At 60.3% G+C, this 18,046-nt stretch carries 17 protein-coding genes; 13 read left to right on the top strand and 4 right to left on the bottom strand.

Annotated features, from left to right (window positions below; genetic code table 11):
* Positions 1 to 91: 91 nt before the first annotated feature.
* The 6 genes from NT137_04065 to NT137_04040 all read left to right on the top strand — a co-directional run bounded on the left by NT137_04065 (position 92) and on the right by NT137_04040 (position 5,100).
* Entirely contained in the window at positions 92 to 928 is an 837-nt protein-coding gene (locus NT137_04065) for a transketolase (GenBank protein ID MCX6652513.1), read from the top strand.
* On the top strand, positions 925 to 1,866 hold the full coding sequence (locus NT137_04060; GenBank protein ID MCX6652512.1) for a transketolase family protein: 942 nt from the start codon (positions 925 to 927) through the stop codon (positions 1,864 to 1,866). Before NT137_04065 ends, NT137_04060 begins: the two co-directional genes overlap by 4 nt.
* 1 nt (position 1,867) lies before the next feature.
* Complete coding sequence (fsa, locus tag NT137_04055) at positions 1,868 to 2,515, top strand: fructose-6-phosphate aldolase (protein ID MCX6652511.1); 648 nt, start codon at positions 1,868 to 1,870, stop codon at positions 2,513 to 2,515.
* 170 nt (positions 2,516 to 2,685) lie between these two features.
* Positions 2,686 to 2,829, top strand: coding sequence for a hypothetical protein (locus NT137_04050; protein ID MCX6652510.1), 144 nt, complete (start codon positions 2,686 to 2,688; stop codon positions 2,827 to 2,829).
* 39 nt (positions 2,830 to 2,868) lie between these two features.
* The gene (locus tag NT137_04045) at positions 2,869 to 4,038 is read left to right on the top strand and encodes an NAD(P)/FAD-dependent oxidoreductase (protein ID MCX6652509.1); all 1,170 of its coding nucleotides are present in this window, start codon (positions 2,869 to 2,871) and stop codon (positions 4,036 to 4,038) included.
* Positions 4,039 to 4,080: 42 nt separating this feature from the next.
* On the top strand, positions 4,081 to 5,100 hold the full coding sequence (locus tag NT137_04040) for a class I SAM-dependent methyltransferase family protein (GenBank protein ID MCX6652508.1): 1,020 nt from the start codon (positions 4,081 to 4,083) through the stop codon (positions 5,098 to 5,100).
* Between the two features lie 3 nt (positions 5,101 to 5,103).
* On the opposite strand, the gene NT137_04035 is transcribed toward NT137_04040, so the two are convergent.
* Positions 5,104 to 6,636, bottom strand: coding sequence for a hypothetical protein (locus tag NT137_04035; GenBank protein MCX6652507.1), 1,533 nt, complete (start codon positions 6,634 to 6,636; stop codon positions 5,104 to 5,106).
* A 100-nt stretch (positions 6,637 to 6,736) separates the two neighbouring features.
* On the opposite strand from NT137_04035, the gene NT137_04030 reads away from it, so the two are divergent.
* Entirely contained in the window at positions 6,737 to 7,531 is a 795-nt protein-coding gene (locus tag NT137_04030; protein MCX6652506.1) for a DUF835 domain-containing protein, read from the top strand.
* Between the two features lie 307 nt (positions 7,532 to 7,838).
* On the opposite strand, the gene NT137_04025 is transcribed toward NT137_04030, so the two are convergent.
* Positions 7,839 to 9,089: a Glu/Leu/Phe/Val dehydrogenase gene (locus NT137_04025; protein ID MCX6652505.1), complete on the bottom strand. Its 1,251-nt coding sequence runs from the start codon at positions 9,087 to 9,089 to the stop codon at positions 7,839 to 7,841.
* 220 nt (positions 9,090 to 9,309) lie between these two features.
* Here NT137_04025 and polX point away from each other — a divergent pair, with 220 nt between their 5' ends.
* The 4 genes from polX to NT137_04005 all read left to right on the top strand — a co-directional run bounded on the left by polX (position 9,310) and on the right by NT137_04005 (position 14,798).
* Positions 9,310 to 11,019: a DNA polymerase/3'-5' exonuclease PolX gene (polX, locus tag NT137_04020; GenBank protein MCX6652504.1), complete on the top strand. Its 1,710-nt coding sequence runs from the start codon at positions 9,310 to 9,312 to the stop codon at positions 11,017 to 11,019.
* Positions 11,020 to 11,092: 73 nt separating this feature from the next.
* A complete protein-coding gene (locus NT137_04015) occupies positions 11,093 to 12,034 on the top strand; it encodes a ribose 1,5-bisphosphate isomerase (GenBank protein MCX6652503.1) in 942 nt (313 codons plus the stop codon).
* Between the two features lies 1 nt (position 12,035).
* Positions 12,036 to 13,274 carry a RuBisCO large subunit C-terminal-like domain-containing protein gene (locus NT137_04010; protein MCX6652502.1) on the top strand — a complete coding sequence of 413 codons (1,239 nt, stop codon included), beginning with the start codon at positions 12,036 to 12,038 and terminating at the stop codon, positions 13,272 to 13,274.
* Positions 13,275 to 13,277: 3 nt separating this feature from the next.
* The gene (locus NT137_04005) at positions 13,278 to 14,798 is read left to right on the top strand and encodes an AMP phosphorylase (protein MCX6652501.1); all 1,521 of its coding nucleotides are present in this window, start codon (positions 13,278 to 13,280) and stop codon (positions 14,796 to 14,798) included.
* Here the strand turns inward: NT137_04005 and NT137_04000 are convergent.
* Positions 14,779 to 15,531: a hypothetical protein gene (locus tag NT137_04000; GenBank protein MCX6652500.1), complete on the bottom strand. Its 753-nt coding sequence runs from the start codon at positions 15,529 to 15,531 to the stop codon at positions 14,779 to 14,781. The two genes, NT137_04005 and NT137_04000, sit on opposite strands and share 20 nt — an antisense overlap.
* A gap of 37 nt (positions 15,532 to 15,568) precedes the next feature.
* Complete coding sequence (locus NT137_03995) at positions 15,569 to 16,828, bottom strand: MFS transporter (protein MCX6652499.1); 1,260 nt, start codon at positions 16,826 to 16,828, stop codon at positions 15,569 to 15,571.
* Between the two features lie 210 nt (positions 16,829 to 17,038).
* Between NT137_03995 and NT137_03990 the strand changes: the two genes are divergently transcribed.
* Positions 17,039 to 17,572, top strand: coding sequence for a cobalamin-dependent protein (locus tag NT137_03990; protein ID MCX6652498.1), 534 nt, complete (start codon positions 17,039 to 17,041; stop codon positions 17,570 to 17,572).
* Positions 17,573 to 17,655: 83 nt separating this feature from the next.
* Positions 17,656 to 18,024: a HAMP domain-containing sensor histidine kinase gene (locus tag NT137_03985; protein MCX6652497.1), complete on the top strand. Its 369-nt coding sequence runs from the start codon at positions 17,656 to 17,658 to the stop codon at positions 18,022 to 18,024.
* The last annotated feature ends 22 nt before the right edge of the window (positions 18,025 to 18,046 follow it).

The raw sequence follows: 18,046 nt of genomic DNA, 5'->3' as shown, positions 1-18,046 counted from the left end.
CGGGTTTGCGTCCCCACAGGAATCAAACAACGACAAAAGTATTTTAACACGCATCCGGTTATTCCAAAAGCCCCATCCTGAGGTGTGCCATTTGGTCGCCTATCCTGACGATGTAATCTGCGAGTTGGAGAAGAAGGCCAACCTGATTCGGAGACACGTGATTAGGATGACCAGGGCAGCCGGTTCCGGGCACCCGGGCGGTTCGTTGTCATCGGCCGATATCCTCTCGGCCCTGTTCTTCAAGGTCATGAACCATCGACCCCACGACCTCACGTGGGAGGACCGGGACCGCTTCGTTCTTTCCAAGGGTCACGCCGCGCCGGCATACTATGCCGCCTTGGCGGAGAGTGGCTACTTTCCCATTGATGAGCTGTTGACCTTGCGCAAGCTAGGAAGCCGCTTGCAAGGTCACCCTTCGCGCTCTAAGCTCCCAGGGGTGGAGATGTCCACCGGCTCCCTGGGCCAGGGGCTGAGCGTCAGCAATGGCATGGCCTTGGCCGGCAAGCTGGACCGCAAGAGCTACCGCGTGTACTGCATCTGCGGCGACGGCGAGATGGAGAGCGGACAGATCTGGGAGGCGGCCATGCTGGGGGCGCACTACGAGCTCGATAACGTCACCGCATTCGTCGACCGCAACAAGCTGCAGATCGACGGCCCCACGGAGAAGATCATGTCCGTGGAGCCATTGCCCGAGAAATGGAAGGCGTTCGGCTGGCACGTGGTGGAGATCGACGGTCACGACATGCGTCAGATCCTTGATGCCTGCGATAAGGCCAAGGATGTGAAGGGGAAGCCCACCATGATCATCGCTCACACCGTGAAAGGAAAAGGGGTCTCGTTCATGGAGAACGCGCTCTCCTTCCACGGCAAGGCCCCGAACGACGAAGAGACCAGGAAAGCGCTCAAGGAGCTGGGGGAGGAAGTATGAAGTGGTCCTATGCCTCGCAGCGCAAGGAGTACGGCCGGGCGCTCATCGAACTGGGCAAAACGCGCAAGGATGTGGTCGTGCTCGATGCCGACCTCTCCTCCTCCACCCGTACGGCGGACTTCGCCAAGGAGTTCCCGGAACATTTCTTCAACTGCGGCATCGCCGAGCAGAACATGATGGGGACGGCCGCCGGACTGGCCGCTTCGGGCAAGGTGGTCTTCGCCTCCACCTTCGCCGTCTTCGCCACCGGCCGTTGCTGGGACCAGATCCGGCAGAGCATCGCCTATCCCAAGCTCAATGTGAAGATCGTGGCCACGCACGCGGGCATCACCGTGGGCGGGGACGGAGCCTCCCATCAGACCGGCGAGGATGTGGCATTGATGCGCACCTTGCCCAACATGACCGTGGTGGTGCCGGCGGACGCGCCGGAGACGTTCAGGGGGACCAAAGCGCTAGCAGAACATGCAGGACCGTGCTACATGCGCATGGGCCGACTGGACTTTCCCACCGTGACCGACCCGGAGGAGGGTTTCAAGATCGGAAAGGCCGTGGTCCTCAGGGATGGCTCTGACATCACCCTCGTCGGCTGTGGCGTCATGGTGTCGCGCTGCCTGGAGGCCGCGGAGTCCTTGGACAAGCGCAACGTCTCTGCCCAGGTCATCAACATGAGCACCATCAAGCCATTGGACGAGAGGGCTTTGGCGGACGCGGTCAAGCGCACCGGCGGCATCGTCACCGCCGAAGAGCATAACGTGGTCTCCGGACTGGGATGCGCCGTGGCCTGCTACCTGGGAGAGCATGATCCCGTTCCCATGAAGCGCGTGGGCATCATGGACACCTTCGGCGAGTCCGGGGAAGGGGAGGAACTCATGCGCAAGTACGGTCTAACGTCCGACAAGATCATCGAGGCCACAGAGGAAGTCATGCGGAGGAGATGAGATGAAGATCTTTATCGACACGGCCAATATCGAGCAGATCGCGGAAGTGGACAGCTGGGGCATCCTGGATGGGGTCACGACCAACCCCACCCTCATCGCCAAGGAGAACACCGAGCCGAAGGCCCTGGTGCGCAAGATATGCGAGATCGTGGGCGGACCGGTCAGCATGGAGGCCATGAGCACCAAGGCCGCGGACATAATCAAGGAAGGAAAGGAATTGGCCAAACTCCACGAGAACATCGTCATCAAGGTGCCCATGACCGAGGAGGGATTGAAGGCCACCAGAACGCTGGCCAAGGAAGGCATCAAGGTTAACATGACGCTCATCTTCTCCTCCAACCAGGCGCTGCTGGCCGCTAAGGCCGGTGCGGCGTATGTATCACCATTCGTCGGCCGGCTGGATGATATCGGCCAGGACGGCATGGACCTCATCGCCGAGATCCTGGACATCTTTGACAATTACGAATACGGCACGGAGGTCATCGTGGCTTCTGTCAGGCATCCCATCCATGTGGCGCAGGCCGCACGCATGGGCGCGGACATCGCCACCGTCCCCTACGACGTGCTGAAGAAGATGTTCAAGCACCCGCTCACGGACATAGGAATCGAGCGCTTCCAGAAGGACTGGGAGAAAGTGACCAAGCGCTAGGCCAAGAGCATATGCCTAGACAATTCGGGATGACCAGCGGCCAGAAGAGGCGGGTCTCCTGAGTGCTGTCACCGAGATCTAAAAGAGCTCGTTCCAGACTGAGGGTCGCCATTCGGAGAAGAGGTGGAACGGGGAATAATTATATAGCGGCCAGCACGTGATAAATGGGCATGCCCAGAGGGAGCGCGGACCGGTCTTTGGCATGGGCAAGCGTGGCCGCGGTCATCGCCGTGGCATCGCTCGCCCTCCTCCTGGTCAACATCTCCCATCTGGAGCTGGGCGACCAAGGGCAGTCTATCCGTCCCCGGGACTGAGAAAAAGGTGAAATAGCCCGCTCCGCCTCTCAAACGACGATGGAGTGCGATTTCCTGGTGGTGGGGGCGGGGCCCGCGGGAGCGATGTTCGCCTCCTCGGTGGCGGACCGTGCGAAGACCGTAGTGCTGGAGGAGCATGAACGGGTCGGACAGCCGGTCCAGTGTACTGGTCTCGTCGCCCCTAGGGTGGTGGAGATGGTGAGTGCCCGGGACACGGTCATCAACCGGCTCGACTCGGTCACTTTCCACTTCCCGGCCGGAGGCACTCTGGATATCCAAGGGAAAGGGACCAAAGCGGTGGTCCTTGACCGGGCCCGATTCGACCAGCATTGCATGGAGAAGGCCGTGGACCGCGGGGTGGAGCTGAGGCAGGGCGAGCGATTCCTCGGCCTGTCGCTTGAAGGTGAGGGCGTGAGCATCCGCTCCCGGAGCGGCAACGGCAGCTCGTCCTATCTAGCCAGATTGATCATTGGAGCCGACGGCTACAAGTCAAATGTGGCCAAGAGCGTCGGCCTGGGCCAGCCCAAGGACACGGTGCGAGGCATCCAAATGGACGTCGCCCACCGACTCGATGACCAGAAGCGCGTGCATGTGTTCGTGGGAAAGGACGTGGCCCCGGGCTTCTTCGCCTGGGAGATCCCCTGCGACGATTTCACTAGGGTCGGAGTGTGCGTATCGCCCGGTCACGGCCCGCCGGTAGCCTACCTCAATCCATTGCTCAAGAGACTGGGGATGGCGGAGAAGCGAAGGATATCCACCGTCTCCGGCATCATACCCCTGGGCCCGCCTTCGCGCACTTATGCGGAACGGGTCATGTTGCTGGGTGACGCGGCCGGGCAGGCCAAGCCGTTGAGCGGTGGAGGCATCTACACCGGGTTGGTGGCAGGACGATGCGCCGCCGCCACCGCCTTGGAATCGCTGCAAAGCAACGACTTCAGCCCCCGTGCCCTTTCCACCTATCAGCTCCGTTGGAAGGAGGAAATCGGCAAGGAACTCGAACGAGGATACATGTTGCGCAAGGCCTATGTGAGGCTGCAGGACAAGAAACTGGACGAGGTCCGGCAGACCTTGGACCGACCGGAGGTGCTCTCCTTGCTGAGCGATGGCGACATCGATTTTCCGACGGTGTTGGCGTCGTCGATCCTCAAGGCGGCGCCCTCGCTGATCAAGTTCGCCCCTCAGTTCCTGCGTTCCATGCTGTGGCACTGACCTGAATAAATATGAAATACTCACGCTCTGGTGGAGGGAACGATGCGTTTCGTCAAGGTGCCCCGGTCCCGCGGTCAAGAGGCACGAAAGCAGCTCATGCGCTTGGACGCGGTGAACCGGGACGTGCGCATCGTGGATGATGGCGACCACATTCTTATTCCTTTGAGGGAGGGCACGGAAAGCGTCGAGGTGAGATCGCTCGGCTACGAGGTCGTGGAAGGCGCGGGAGAGAGGAGGACCGTCTACTGCAGTCCTTTGACGGAGGTGCGGGCCCGCCTTGGACTCCCAAGGCAACTGGAGCGACTCCTTCCGAGCAAATGGGAGCTCTTGGGCGATGTGCTGGTGCTCCGCCTTCCTCCGGAGCTGGAGGTGGAGAAGGAGCGCATCGCCTCCGCCTATGCTCACGTGCTGAAGGCCCGGACCGTATGTCAGGAGCTAGGCGCCATCGAAGGCACCTACCGCACGCCCCAGATGAGGGTGATCTATGGTCAAGGCACGGAGACGGTGCACCGGGAGAATCGGATCCTCTACAAGCTCGATGTGGCCAAGATCATGTTCTCCTCTGGCAACAAGGAAGAGAAGCAGAGGATGGCGAAGCTGGATTGTCGCGGGGAGACGGTGGTGGACATGTTCGCTGGCATCGGCTATTTCACCCTGCCCATCGCCAAGTATGCCAAGGCATCCAGGGTCATCGCCTGTGAGATCAACCCCACCGCTCACCACTACCTGATGGAGAACGTCGCCCTCAACCACGTGCACGATGCCGTGGTCCCGTACCTGGGGGACAACCGCTCCCTTCCCGGTCAGGGATTCGCTGACCGGATCATCATGGGATATGTGGGCACGACGCACGAGTTCTTGCCCAAGGCCCTCAGCCTGGTGAGGCCGGGTGGCATCATCCACTACCACGAGACCTGTCCTGTCGACCTCTTTCCACAAAGAACTATGGCAAACATCCACTCAGCAGCCGGAGAGCGAGGGATCGAGGTCCTTCGCCTGGGTGAAGTGAAGTCCTTCGCTCCTGCCATCTCGCATTATGTCATCGATTTCCGCGCCTTGTAAGCCCTATCTCTTCCTCTTGGGCGCTTCCGAACTGCCACTGGCGGAGAGCAATGCGCGCATCGCTTCATCGTAGTCATCTCTCTCTCCTTCCAGCATCTTGGACGCGAAATCCTTCAAGTAGAGGCCGTAATCCACCTCTTCCTTGGTGAACTGCCAGTTCTTGCCCTCTGCCTCCCCCGCCGCCGCCAGGAAGCCATAGGCCACGGCCTTGCTCTTGTGGTCCTTCAGACGCACGCGGTCCAGGGCGCGGACCATGGCCGCCTTGCCCTCCACCTTGAACGCCCGGGCCAGCGTGTCCGCGATCGAAGCCAGTTCTCCCAAGCCCTCGTACTCTGGCAGCCTGGAGGAGATGCTCTTGGCCAGCTCCATCCTCCAGCCCTCGTTCACCACCTGCGCGGGCGTCATGTTCCCCGAACTTGAGCGCAGCTGTCGGACGACGTCCGCACTGGCCACCTGTGCCAGCAGCTCATCATGATGGTCCGCCCAAAGCTCGGCGATGACCTTCCCCGCCTGGTCCGACTCGGTGACGACCGCCACCTGCTTGGAACGCAGCAGGCCCTCCACCGCCTTCCTCTCCGCCTCGCTGCCCTTGAGATCCGCTAAGAAGCTCTCCACATTACCCTGGTAGCAGGCGTCGCCCAGCACCAGTACCTTGTGCCCGTGCGATCGCAGCCTCGACTTCCACCCATCCCTAGCCTTGGAGATGAGCGTCTGGTCGTCGATCTTGCTCGCCTTGTAGTCGTCCAGCAGCCCCTGGTCAAGGGGGGAGCGCTCCCGACAGCCGCATGTTGCCGAGGTAGAAGTGCAGCGAGGCGAGTAGCGAACGTCGACCTGGAAATCATCCAAGGGATCGGGGGCCGCGATCCGGCTTGCCAGGTGGTGCAGGAGGTTCACGTCCCCGGCGCAGTCCTGGCAGACGAAGAGTTCCCGCTCCGCCGAGCTCCAGCGAATGACCAAGCCGGAGATCGAATCGGGATGCCCGCAGGTCCCATCGAGCTGAAACTCGTAAGGCGCCTGGGAGATCATCTCCTCTACGTACTCCTTGGGAGCGCTCGGCCCTTCGGAAGAGCACCATAGCCCGGCGCCGCTGGAGTAGATGTGCAGGTTCTGGGCCCTGGCCTCTTCCCAGTAGGCCAATAGGCGCAATTCCGGGTCGTCGAGGTATTGCACCCCTATGAGCTTCTCCGGGTCCACCTTACCGCGCACTGCGAAGGAGACGATCCCAGATGGCAACTGCTTGGTGGTCATGAAGGGGATCTTGCCCGATGCGGCCAAGGAGATGGTGGCAGCATATGCCCTCACTAGTTGATCACCATATGTGGCCATGCTCTGCAGCTGCTCCGGGTCGTCCCGATGGCGTTGCACCTTCTCCATCTTCTTCAGCATCTTGTCGAAGGGGCAGCGCCAGCACTTGCCTTCGCACTTGGGGATGAGGAGAGAGGGGTCGTCCGCTAGGCGACCCGCCTTGGTCAGTATCTCCTTCTCCAACGATTTCGGCGTGGCCTTGACGCCTCGGAAGCGCACCACCCTGCCCATCGAGGCGGTGGAGGGACAAAGGCACGATAAGAACCTTTGGCTCAAACCTGAGGGAAAAGGTTGTTAATGCGAATCGCGCTTCATTCACCCAGGGATGCGGATGCCAGAGGACGACGTCTTCGCCAAGGGGTACCTGAAGGGCTACGAGGAAGGACTGAAGGACGCGTGGGAGGAGCTCATCTCCTTGACCATGAAGGGCTACACCTCCCGGGAGATCCAGATACTGGCCAAGAGCCGCAAGTCCGATATCCCCCAACGCATCGTGCTACGCAAGCGTCGCCTGGCGAGGGAAATGGATATCGATCTGGATGCCGCCCCAAAGGTCCATGTCAAGGAAGAGGAGCGAACAACTGCACCTCCGCCAGATGTGGACTCGAAACCCACTTCGAAGGCCCAGACGGAGGAGACGCCCCTGGCCTATGAACCAGGGAGTACGGTCATCATCCGCGACAAGCGTCTGGAAAGGCCCCTGGCCATCTTGATGGAGGAGACTGCGAAAGGAAGGGCAGGCTTATGCATCTTACGCACCCCGCCGGAGACGGTGAGGAAGAAGCACTCCGTCGACTGCAACATGGTCTGGCTCACGAAGACCGAATGCGTGAAAGAGGAAGGCTGCGACCTAGGGAAGAAGGACGCCTTCGTCTCGCCTACGGACCTGCCGAAGCTCACCACCATGATCAAGTCATTCTCCACTGAGAACAAGGGAGGGGTGGTGGTCCTTGAAGGATTGGAATACCTGGTCACCCAGAACGATTTCAAGGGTGTGCTCAAGTTCCTTTCCACGGTGCGGGACCAGGTATACCTAGCGAAGGCGATGCTCCTGCTGCCCATAGACCCATCTATCTTTGAGGAGAAGGACCTCAAGGCCCTGGAGCGCGAGGGCGGAGAAGAGTAGAGGAGAGCTCACGCTGGCCTGTATCCACCGAGAGTAGAAGGGGCGCGTTCTCACCTGGAGACAGAGATTTCGGTCGAAAAAACGTCGGCGGATTGCCCTGACTCCCCAGTAAGGATCTCCGTGTCGATCTTTGATGTCCCTGACCTCAGCTCCAGGTTCTGGAAGATGCTTCGTTCCTCCGTCCGCCCGGCGTGAGTGATTCTGACCGGTAGATAGTCGAATTCCAGGCCCAGCTCATGTGCCAGAACGTCAATCCCTCGCACACGGTGCTCCTCGTCCGTGGATCAATCCAGCCTTATCCCTATTCTCAGGGGTAAACGCCACGCAGCTCGAAAGCCCGGGCGACCTCCTTCAACGCCAGCATATAGGCGGCCGTGCGGTGGTCCACCTTCTTGCTCTCCGCGACCTCGTGCACCCGGGCGAAGGCATTTGTCATGATCTCCTTCAGCCTCTCCTTTATCTGGTCCGTGGTCCAGAAGAGGAACTGCAGGTCCTGCACCCATTCGAAGTAGCTGACCGTCACTCCCCCCGCGTTCGCCAGGATATCGGGCATGATCATGATCCCCTTGTCAGAGAGCATCCGGTCCGCTTCGGGAGTGGTCGGTCCGTTCGCCCCTTCCACTATGATCTTGGCTTTGATTCGAGGGGCATTCTCCTTGGTGATGACGTTCTCCAGCGCAGCTGGCACGAGGACATCGCAATCGAGCTCCAACAGCTCTTCGTTGGTGATGTTCCTCGCTCCCTGGTAGTTCTGAACGCTCCCGGTCTTCTTCTTGTGCTCGGAGACGCTCAGCGGATCGAGGCCTTTCTCGTTGTAGATGCCCCCGCTAGAATCGCTCACGGCGATGACCTTGGCGCCTCCCTCCTGATGAAGCAGTCGGGCCGCGTTCCAGCCGACGTTGCCGAAGCCTTGGATCGCCACTCTCGCCCCCTTCAGATCCATGCCTTTCACCCGGGCCGCCTCCTGGGCGATGTACATGACCCCTCGGGAGGTCGCCTCCTCTCTTCCCTTGGAACCGCCAATCTCTATCGGTTTGCCGGTGACCACACCAGGGACCGAGTACCCCACACCCATGCTGTAGGTGTCCATGATCCAGGCCATGGTCTGCGCGTCCGTGTACACATCCGGAGCAGGAATGTCCATCTGCGGTCCGATGATGATCGAGATCTCGCTGGTATAGCGCCTGGTGATCCTTTCCAGCTCGCCCTTGCTCAACTCCTTGGGATTGCAGATGACCCCGCCCTTTGCCCCGCCGTAAGGGAGGCCTACCACGGCACACTTCCAGGTCATCCACATGGCCAGCGCTCGCACTTCGTCCAGAGTGACGTTCGGATGATAGCGGATGCCTCCTTTGCATGGCCCGCGCGCGGAATTGTGCTGGACCCGGTAACCGGAGAAGATGCGGATGCAACCATTATCCATCTTCACTGGGAAGTTGACCCCCAGCTCCCGCCGCGGCGATTTGAGCATCTCGATGACGCAATCCTCTAGGCCCAACAACTTGCCAACGCGGTCCACGTGCTCCTTGGCCGAAACGAAGGGATTTGGCGCTACCATTCTCACCACCTCGGGTGACTATTCCATTCACGTCTATTTTAAGTGCTATGGGAAAACGAGCTATGAAATGGCATGACTGGGGCAGGGTCGAGAATGGATGCTGGCCCGATCGGAGTTACCACCAGGCATTGAACCGCGATTCGATGCCCGCCTCGGGGTCCTAGCTGCAAGGAAGCGAACATCATTTATCCTCGGGCAGCCACATAGTCGCTAGGAGAAGATGAGGAATTCCGAAGTGACCCGGGTTCTTTACGAGGTGGCGGATATCCTCGAGCTACAGGGAGTGCAGTTCAAGCCCACCGCCTACCGCAAGGCCGCGCGCAACATTGAATCGCTGACCAAAGAGCTGGAGGAGATTCGGAAGGAGGGCGGATTGCGCGAGATACCGGGGGTAGGGGAGGCCATAGCCAAGAAGATCGAGGAGATGCTTTCCACCGGCCACATTCGCTATCTCGACGAGCTCAAAGAGGCGTTCCCTGCCGGACTGCTGCAGATCATCGATGTGCCGGACATCGGGCCGAAGACGGCCATGCACCTGTACAGGGAGCTGAAGATCACCAACCTGGCGGATCTCAAACATGCTGCGGAGCAGCACCAGATCCGGGAGCTTAAGGGGTTCGGGGAGCGGTCCGAAGAGCGCGTTCTTCATGGAATAGCTCTGCTGGAGAGACGCAGCGGACGCATGCTGCTTGGATACGCCTATCCGGTGGCCGAGGGCATGGTGGAGTACATCCGCAGGAAGGCGAGCCTGGAGAAGGTGAGCTTGGGTGGCAGCCTCCGCCGCATGAAGGAGACCATCGGGGACATCGACATCTTGGCGGGCAGCAACGACCCGCAATGGGTGATGGACATCTTCACCACCCATCCCCAGGTGGAGGAGGTCGTGGAACGAGGGCAGACAAAAGCCAGCGTCCGCCTTCGCGAGGGGGTGCAAGTGGATCTGCGGGTGGTGGAGGAAGTCCAATATGGCGCTGCCCTGCAGTACTTCACCGGCTCCAAGGACCATAATGTGGCCTTACGACAAATGGCCATCGATCGGGGGCTCAAGCTCAACGAGTACGGCCTATTTAGGAAGGACTCGAACGAGGTGGTCGCCCGGGAAGGAGAGGAGGATATTTACCATGCCCTGGGGCTGGAGATCATGCCGCCCGAGATGCGCGAGAACCGGGGCGAGATCCAGGCTTCGATCGCGCACCGCCTACCGAGCCTGGTAGGACTGAATGACGTCCGCGGCGATCTCCACGTGCACACCCTTGCCAGCGATGGGAACGCCACCATCGAGGAGATCGCCTATGTCTGCAAGCGCAAAGGCTACGAGTACGTAGGGATCACGGACCACTCAGAGGCGCTCAAGGTCGCCAATGGACTATCCGTGGAGCGCTTGCGAGGGAACATGGACATCGCCCGCAACGTCTCCAGCCTGGTGGAGGTGAAGGTGCTCATCGGGGCGGAGGTGGAGATATTGGAAAGCGGGAAGCTCGACTATCCAGATGACGTTCTCAGGGAGCTTGATTTCGTGGTGGGGGCGGTGCACTCCAAGTTCACCATGCCGGAGAAGGAGATGACCGAGCGCGTTCTGACCGCTCTGTCCAATGACAACATGACCATACTGGCACATCCGACCGGTCGGGTGCTGGAGCAGCGGGAACCATATGCGCTGGACATGGACCGGGTGATGCAGGCGGCCAAGGACCATGAGGTCTGTCTGGAGCTCAACGCTTTCCCTGAGAGGCTGGACCTGAACGATATCTACTGCAGAAAGGCCAAGGAGATGGGGGTGAGGGTGGCTATAAGCACAGACTCGCACTCCATCGCGCAGCTGGACAATATGCGCTACGGGGTGGCTACCGCCAGAAGAGGTTGGCTGGAAGCCCAGGACGTGCTGAACACCATGGGGTTGGTCTCCTTGGCGGATTTCCTCAGCCATTGATCCCTCGCCCCTCACCCAGGACAAGGTTTAATGCCAGGAAACTTGGATAACTGACGGTCGAGAGGTAAGCGAATTGGGAGCAGAGGACGTCGCGGCGGCCATCAGGCGCATGGAGATCCGTGGGGCAGCGGAAATCGCCAGGAAGAGCGCAGAGGCTCTCAAGCAAGAGGCTCTGGAGTTCCACGGCAACGATCTGAACGAGTTCCGCCGCTACCTGGACGCGGGAAGAGAGACGCTGCTGTCCTCCCGTCCCACCGCCGTTTCGCTATGGAATGGCGTCCAGTCGGTATTCAAGAACACCTCGGAGGCGAAGGAAGTAGAGGACCTGAGGCGCCGAGTGATCAAGAACGCGGATGATTTCATCCTCCGATCCAAGGAGGCAGTGGAGATCATCGGTCGTTTCGGAGCACGGAGGATCAGGGATGGGGACAAGATCCTCACTCATTGCAACAGCAAGGCCGCTCTGGCCGTGATCATCCAGGCCCATAAGGAAGGCAAGCACATCGAGGTCTTCGCCACCGAGTCGAGGCCGTGGAGACAGGGGCTGCTGACCATCAAGGACCTCGGCAAAGAGGGCATCGGAACCACGCTCATAGTGGATAGTGCGGCCCGCTGGCTGATGAAACGCATCGATGCCGTGGTGGTGGGGGCGGACACGGTCTGCTCCAATGGCGCGGTGGTGAATAAGATCGGCACGTCGCAGATCGCGCTATCCGCACATGAGGCGCGCGTCCCCGTCATGGTCTGCGCGGAGACGTTCAAATTCTCCACTCGCACGATGTACGGCGAACTGGTGGAGATCGAGGAACGCGAGTCCGAGGAGATCGTCCGGTCCGATGAGGTTCCGCCTGGGACCAAGGTGCTCAATCCGGTCTTCGACGCCACGCCTCCGGAGTACATCGACGCCATCATCACCGAGGCGGGCGTCATCTCGCCCTACGCGGCATACGAGATCATAGTCAAGGAGCTCGGTCAGGGATCTCTTTTCGGGAGCCAAGAAGGCAAAGGGCGATAGCATGGAATACTGTGAGAAATACCTTCATTTGGGGGAGAGGCTGGACCCGGATCGGCATGTTGTTTGCACCTACAAAGTGAGAACGGACCTGCCCATGAAACAGGCCGCGGCGGCCATCGCCACGGAGCAATCGACCGGCACGTGGACGGGGGTGAGCACTCTTACGGAGAAGGTGTTCGAAGCCTATGGCGCGAAGGTCATCGATATCAAAGGGGACATGGCGGTCATCGCCTACCCAGTGGAGGATTTCAGCCTGGATGTCGGAGGCGTGCCACAGATACTGAGCGTCATCTCCGGCAACCTCTTCGGCCTGGACGCGCTCAAGGGAGTGAGGCTGGAGGACTGCGCGTTCCCCCCTTGCATCCTAAAGGAGTTCAAGGGCCCCAAGTTCGGAGTGGAGGGGATGCGCCGGATCCTCAAGCGACCCACCAAGCCGCTGGTAGGGACGATCGTCAAGCCCAAGATCGGATTGCCGCCGAGCGGATACGCGAACTACATCTACGAATCGGGCATGGGCGGCCTGACCAACGGCAAGGACGACGAGACGCTCGTGAACCAGAGGTTCTGCCCCCTGGAGGAAAGGGTAGTGGCCGTCGCCGAGGCCATCGACCGGGTGAAGCAGGAGACCGGGCACGTGATCATCCACGCCATCAACGTCTCCACCCGAGGGGACGAGATCTTGGAGGTGGCCGAGAGGGCACAGCAGCTCGGGGCCAAGGAGCTCATGGTGGATGTGCTCACCTCCGGCTTCGCTGCCGTCCAGGCTTTGGCCGAGGACCCATCCATTAAGGTGCCGATCCACGTTCACCGCACCATGCACGCCGCTTTCACGCGCAGCAAGGAGCATGGGGTGGCTTGGAGCGTCATGGCGCAGCTCGTCCGCATGTGCGGCGGGGACGCGCTGCACATCGGCACCTATGGGGTGGGCAAGATGCAAGGCGATCCCAGGGAGGACCTGGCCTCGCAGCACGCCTGCCAGAACAAGATGGGAAAGCTGAGACCAGTGATGTGCGTCGCCTCGGGGGGCGTGCATCCCGCCCTAGTGCACAAGATCATCCACATCGCCGGAAAGAACGTACAGATCCAGGCAGGAGGGGGCGTCGCCGGACATCCTATGGGGGTGCGAGGTGGGGCAAAGGCCATGGTGCAGGCGGTGGATGCCGCCGTCGCGGGCATTGACCTGGAGAAATACGCCAAGGGGCATGAGGAGCTCCGTCTGGCGCTGCAGAAATGGGGTTGAAGCATGAAGCTCAAGGCCAAATACATCGACATGGACACGGGCGAGATCACCACCCTCCTTCACGTGGAAGATTGCCTGGAAATGGGCGTGCACGAACAGGACCGGGTCCGGGTGAAGCATGAGGATTCCACCGTGACGGCGATAGTGCAGACCACGGACACTTTCCTCATGAAAGGGGAAGTGGGCCTCCTGGGAAGGGCGTTCCAGTACATCGGGCCGGAGGCGGGCGAGCTGCTAGATGTGACCCCGACCGGCAAGCCGGAATCGGTGGACTACATCCGCAAGAAGATGGACGGGCTCGAGCTAACCACCGAGGAGATACGCGCTCTCGTCTCAGACATCGTTACTCGGTCATTGTCAAGCGTGGAACTGGCCTTCTACGTCACCGCCCTGCACATCAACGGCATGAACATCCGGGAGACGGCGGACCTGACCCTGGCCATGGTGGAGACCGGCGAGACCATCCAGTTCGACCGCTCCCCGGTCTTCGACTTCCATTCCGTGGGTGGAGTGCCAGGGAACAAGGTGACGCTGATCGTTGTTCCGATCGTGGCCGCGGCGGGACTGCTCATACCAAAGACCTCTTCTCGAGCGATAAGCTCCGCCGCCGGTACCGCGGATGTTGTAGAGGCGTTCGCCTTGGTGGACTTCAGCGCGCACGAACTCAAACAAATCGCGGAGAGCACGGGAGGCATCATGGCCTGGGGAGGGGGACTGAACCTAGCCCCAGCGGACGACGTCATCATCCGGGTGGAATATCCCTTGGGAGTGGACCCGCACGCTCAGCTTCTGGCATCGGTCATGTCCAAGAAGAAGGCGGTGAACGCCGATTTCCTGCTGGTTGACATCCCCATGGGCAACGGGACCAAGGTGCCGACCATGGAAATGGCCAAGACTTACGCCCGAGACTTCATCGAGCTTGGAGAGAGGCTGGGCATCAAGGTGGAATGCGCCATCACTTATGGTGGGCAACCGGTAGGTCGGGCCATCGGACCGGCCTTGGAGGCACGCGAGGCGATCCAGGTCCTGGAAGGCTCCAAGACGCCCAACAGCGTGGTGGAGAAGGCCCTCGGCCTCTCCGGCATACTGCTGGAGATGGGCGGCATTCCCAAGGGCGAGGATAGAGCAAGGGAGATCCTCGTCTCCGGAAAGGCACTGGAGAAGTTCAGGGAGATCGTGGCCGCGCAAGGCGGGAACCCGAACATCAGATCCGATGACCTGGTGCCAGGCAAGCTCACCTTCGACGTATTGGCAAAGAAGTCCGGCTACGTCAATGCCATCAACAACAAGCAGCTGGTGAAGATCGCCCGAGCCTCCGGAGCGCCGAAGGACAAGGGTGCCGGGGTCTACATTCACAAGAAAGAGGGTAGCAAGGTGGATGCTGGCGAGGCACTGCTGACCATCCATTCGGAGAACGACGCCAAGCTGCAGGAGGCCATCGGGCTGTCGAGGAAGCTGGAACCGATCACCACCGAAGGCATGGTGCTCGCGCGGTTGCCTGGCTTCAGGAACGTTCGCGTCTAGGCTTGCGGTGCGATTGAAGGGCCTGGTCCATGGTCATCTCTCCCTTGGCGACTGAGGATGCTAGCCCCGATGGCAAGGTCACCTGGCCCCCGGAGGCTAGGCGCGATAGGCGCTGAACGTCGCGCACCTCGCCGGGAGTGGGCAGGGGCTCGGGAACGGTGGTGATCTTTTTTCCCTTGGCCATAGCGATGCGCTTGGCCGCCTCGGCATCGGGACGACCGGATCGCTTGGTGGTGCCGGTCTCATCCACCACCTCCACTTCGTCCACCTTGTCCCAGATGGAGCTTATGACCCGATCTCGCTTGGTGCTATCACCATGCCCCACGCGGGCGATGGAGTGTGAGTAGTCCAGACAGGGAAGAAGCTTGGCCAGGACCTGAGCCACTTTCTCCGGGGAGTTCACCTCCTCCGCGGCCAAGAGCCTTCCTTCCCCGTAGACGGCGATGCCGGTGCTGCTACCTGGATCGACGCCGATGACGATGGTGCGGTACTTGGTGCCTCCGGCCAAAACGCAGCGAGCCAGATCGATGGCCCTTTCCGGGTCCTCTTCAGCCACAACCTCTTCGAATTCCACTGCCCCCCTCTCCTTGGGCGTGGTGATCACCACTCCCACCGATGCGGGCACTTTTCCATCCTTACCCAGGGAGATGAACTCTTCCCCTCTCGCCTTCAGCCTCCGCACCACTTCGTAGAAGAAGCGGAAATCCTCGGTGAAGACGCCGATGACCTTCATCTGCTTCTCTGAGGGCTCCTTGCTCGCATAATCCTTTCTAGGTCTTGACCATCTTCATGCCCACTCGGTCCTTTTCTTCGGGCATCTGCTTCCTCAGGGCCAGATAGCCTACCGCGCTGGCTAGGGCGAACATCGATATCCCGCCCCAGAGCAGGTAGGGCACCTTCACGAAGGCGTCCATGAACAGTCCGCCGACGAACGGTCCCATGCTCCAACCGAACGACTGGAACAGACCGAAAACCCCCATGTACCGGCCACGCTCGTTCTCCGGGGACATGTTCGCCACCAAGTTCATGGAAGAGGGCGAGGTGACGATCTCGCCCATGCTGATGACCACCATGCAAATGGCCAAGGTGAAGAAGTCATAGGAGAACGCCACCGCGAAATAGCCGATGGCGTAGAGCACCGCTCCCCAAGCGATTGCCGTAGTCATACGGTATCTCGCGATGAAGCGAGCCACGGGCATCTGCAAGAAGACCACCATGATGCCGTTGATGGCGTATAGGTAACCTACCTCGTAGATATGGATGCCAACCACGCTTTGCGAGTACACTGAGTACACCGAGGACATCTGCGCCACCACCAGGAAGAGCAGGACCGAGATGAAGCAGAAGGCGGCGAAATTCCTATCCTTCCGGATGTCCAGCAGATCGGACACGCTGTAGTCGTTGCGCCTGAAGCTCGACCGGATGGACTCGCTCACCATGAAGAGGATGATGAAGGCCGCGATGGCAGAGGTCATGGCGGTGAGCAGGAAGAGGGAAGAGTAGCCCATTATCGCCAGTAGCCCTCCCAGCAATGGGCCCATGGTCCAGCCCAGGTTCTGACCGATGCGCAGCAGCCCGTATGCCTCCAGCCGACGGCTGGGCTCGCACAGGTCGGCCACCATGGCGTTCGAGGCCGGCTCGAATAGCGAACCCAGGATGTTGCTGCAGACCACCAGCAACGCGATGAGCAAGAAGGAGTTGGTGGAGGCGATGACCACGCTGATCAGCACGAAGACCATGGCCCGGCTGCCCATGGAGGCGATCATCACGTTCCGCCTGCCAAAACGGTCCGCGATCTCGCCACCGATGAGCTGCCCCATCGCCCCCGCGACGGATGAGATGAGGAAGACCAGCCCGATGCTGGTCATGGATATGCCCAGGGAGGAGTGGAAGTATATGGAGAGGAAGGGCATGACGATGGAGAAGCCCGTGGCGGAGATGATGCGGCCCACGAATAGGACCCAGAGCCTCCGGTCGAAATGACCCCCGAACGCCGAGCTCCAAAATGTCATCCCGTTCCTCTCCTCCACTTGTTGATGCTTGAGGACCTAGCGGCGGGAGATTGATTGCCATAGAAAAAGGCTTGCCTATGCCAGCATGGCATGTGCTCCCGCTGTTCGCGCCTTTTCGCTATTGGTCATCGACACAGTTGGGATAAGCAGGGTTATATTGGGTGGCCTCGAATTCATTCTTCGGAACGAAGGGAGAGTGACCGCATTACCGAAGAGGCTTCCCTGGTCATGGAGCTGGAGGACGCCCTAATCTCCGTAGACGAGGCGAGGGCAGAGAGAGTCGTGAACAAGGCATTGCAGACCATGACCCCCCTGGAGTGTGCGGAGAAAGTGATATCCCCAGCGTTGCGCGACATCGGCAATGGCTGGCAGGAAGGAACTATCGCCCTTTCGCAGATCTACATGGGGGGCCGGATCTGCGAGAAGATCCTGGACAAGTACCTCCCCCTGGCCAGGCAGATTCGCAAGACCCAGCCACGGCTGGCCATCGCCAACCTCGAAGACCACCATGATCTAGGTCAGAAGATCGTCTATTCGGTGGTGAGGGCCGGGGGATTCGATATCATGAACTACAAACGCCAGGACGCAAAAGGGTTGGCGGAAATGGCCTCTAAGGACAAAGTGGATGTGCTATTCGTTTCCACGCTGATGCTCCGCGCCGCCTTGAAAGTGAAGGAGTTGCGGCAGCAATTGACCAGCAAGGGAAGCAACGTTAAGATCGTAGTGGGAGGGGCGCCGTTCGTTTTCGACCATGCGCTCTAGAGGGAAGTCGAAGCGGATGACATGGGGATCGACGCCACAGCTGCACTCGACCTGGCGAAGAAATATGCTGGAGGCGGCTCCCCATGAAAGATGAGATGACCTCCATGGAGCGGGTCCTGGCCGATCTTGCATTGGGGTCTGTCATAGACAATCTAATCCGCAACGCCAGGGTGCATGGAAAAGCGACGAAGGTGGATTTCGTCATCGAGACCATTGGCCCCTACACCGAGCTGCGGGTCGAAGATGATGGCAAGGGTGTTCCAGAGGGGATCAGGGGAAGGATCTTCCACGAGGGCTACCGCTTTGGAGAGACCAAGGGCACCGGGCTAGGTCTGTACCTGGTCCAGAAGACGATGGAAAGATATGGTGGAAAGATACGAGTGGAGAACACCGTGCCCCGTGGGGCCACGTTCGTGCTCTCCTTCCCCCGAATGGAGAGCTTTCCGGGCTGAACCGATCAGGTCCCCCGGAACC

This window comes from Methanomassiliicoccales archaeon, from assembly GCA_026394375.1.
Taxonomy (GTDB): Archaea; Thermoplasmatota; Thermoplasmata; order Methanomassiliicoccales; family UBA472; genus JAJRAL01.
This window is presented reverse-complemented; position numbering and strand designations above follow the sequence as displayed.

What these genes read in the sequence shown, in the direction of transcription:
- NT137_04005 (MCX6652501.1), top strand. Translation starts at nt 13,278, where the DNA reads ATGAAGCTCAAGGCCAAATACATCGACATGGACACGGGCGAGATCACC.
- NT137_04035 (MCX6652507.1), bottom strand. Translation starts at nt 6,636, where the DNA reads ATGGGCAGGGTGGTGCGCTTCCGAGGCGTCAAGGCCACGCCGAAATCG.
- fsa (MCX6652511.1), top strand. Translation starts at nt 1,868, where the DNA reads ATGAAGATCTTTATCGACACGGCCAATATCGAGCAGATCGCGGAAGTG.
- NT137_03990 (MCX6652498.1), top strand. Translation starts at nt 17,039, where the DNA reads ATGGAGCTGGAGGACGCCCTAATCTCCGTAGACGAGGCGAGGGCAGAG.
- NT137_04000 (MCX6652500.1), bottom strand. Translation starts at nt 15,531, where the DNA reads ATGAAGGTCATCGGCGTCTTCACCGAGGATTTCCGCTTCTTCTACGAA.
- NT137_04040 (MCX6652508.1), top strand. Translation starts at nt 4,081, where the DNA reads ATGCGTTTCGTCAAGGTGCCCCGGTCCCGCGGTCAAGAGGCACGAAAG.
- NT137_04045 (MCX6652509.1), top strand. Translation starts at nt 2,869, where the DNA reads ATGGAGTGCGATTTCCTGGTGGTGGGGGCGGGGCCCGCGGGAGCGATG.
- NT137_03985 (MCX6652497.1), top strand. Translation starts at nt 17,656, where the DNA reads ATGAAAGATGAGATGACCTCCATGGAGCGGGTCCTGGCCGATCTTGCA.
- NT137_04030 (MCX6652506.1), top strand. Translation starts at nt 6,737, where the DNA reads ATGCCAGAGGACGACGTCTTCGCCAAGGGGTACCTGAAGGGCTACGAG.
- NT137_04010 (MCX6652502.1), top strand. Translation starts at nt 12,036, where the DNA reads ATGGAATACTGTGAGAAATACCTTCATTTGGGGGAGAGGCTGGACCCG.
- NT137_04025 (MCX6652505.1), bottom strand. Translation starts at nt 9,089, where the DNA reads ATGGTAGCGCCAAATCCCTTCGTTTCGGCCAAGGAGCACGTGGACCGC.
- NT137_04050 (MCX6652510.1), top strand. Translation starts at nt 2,686, where the DNA reads ATGCCCAGAGGGAGCGCGGACCGGTCTTTGGCATGGGCAAGCGTGGCC.
- polX (MCX6652504.1), top strand. Translation starts at nt 9,310, where the DNA reads ATGAGGAATTCCGAAGTGACCCGGGTTCTTTACGAGGTGGCGGATATC.
- NT137_04060 (MCX6652512.1), top strand. Translation starts at nt 925, where the DNA reads ATGAAGTGGTCCTATGCCTCGCAGCGCAAGGAGTACGGCCGGGCGCTC.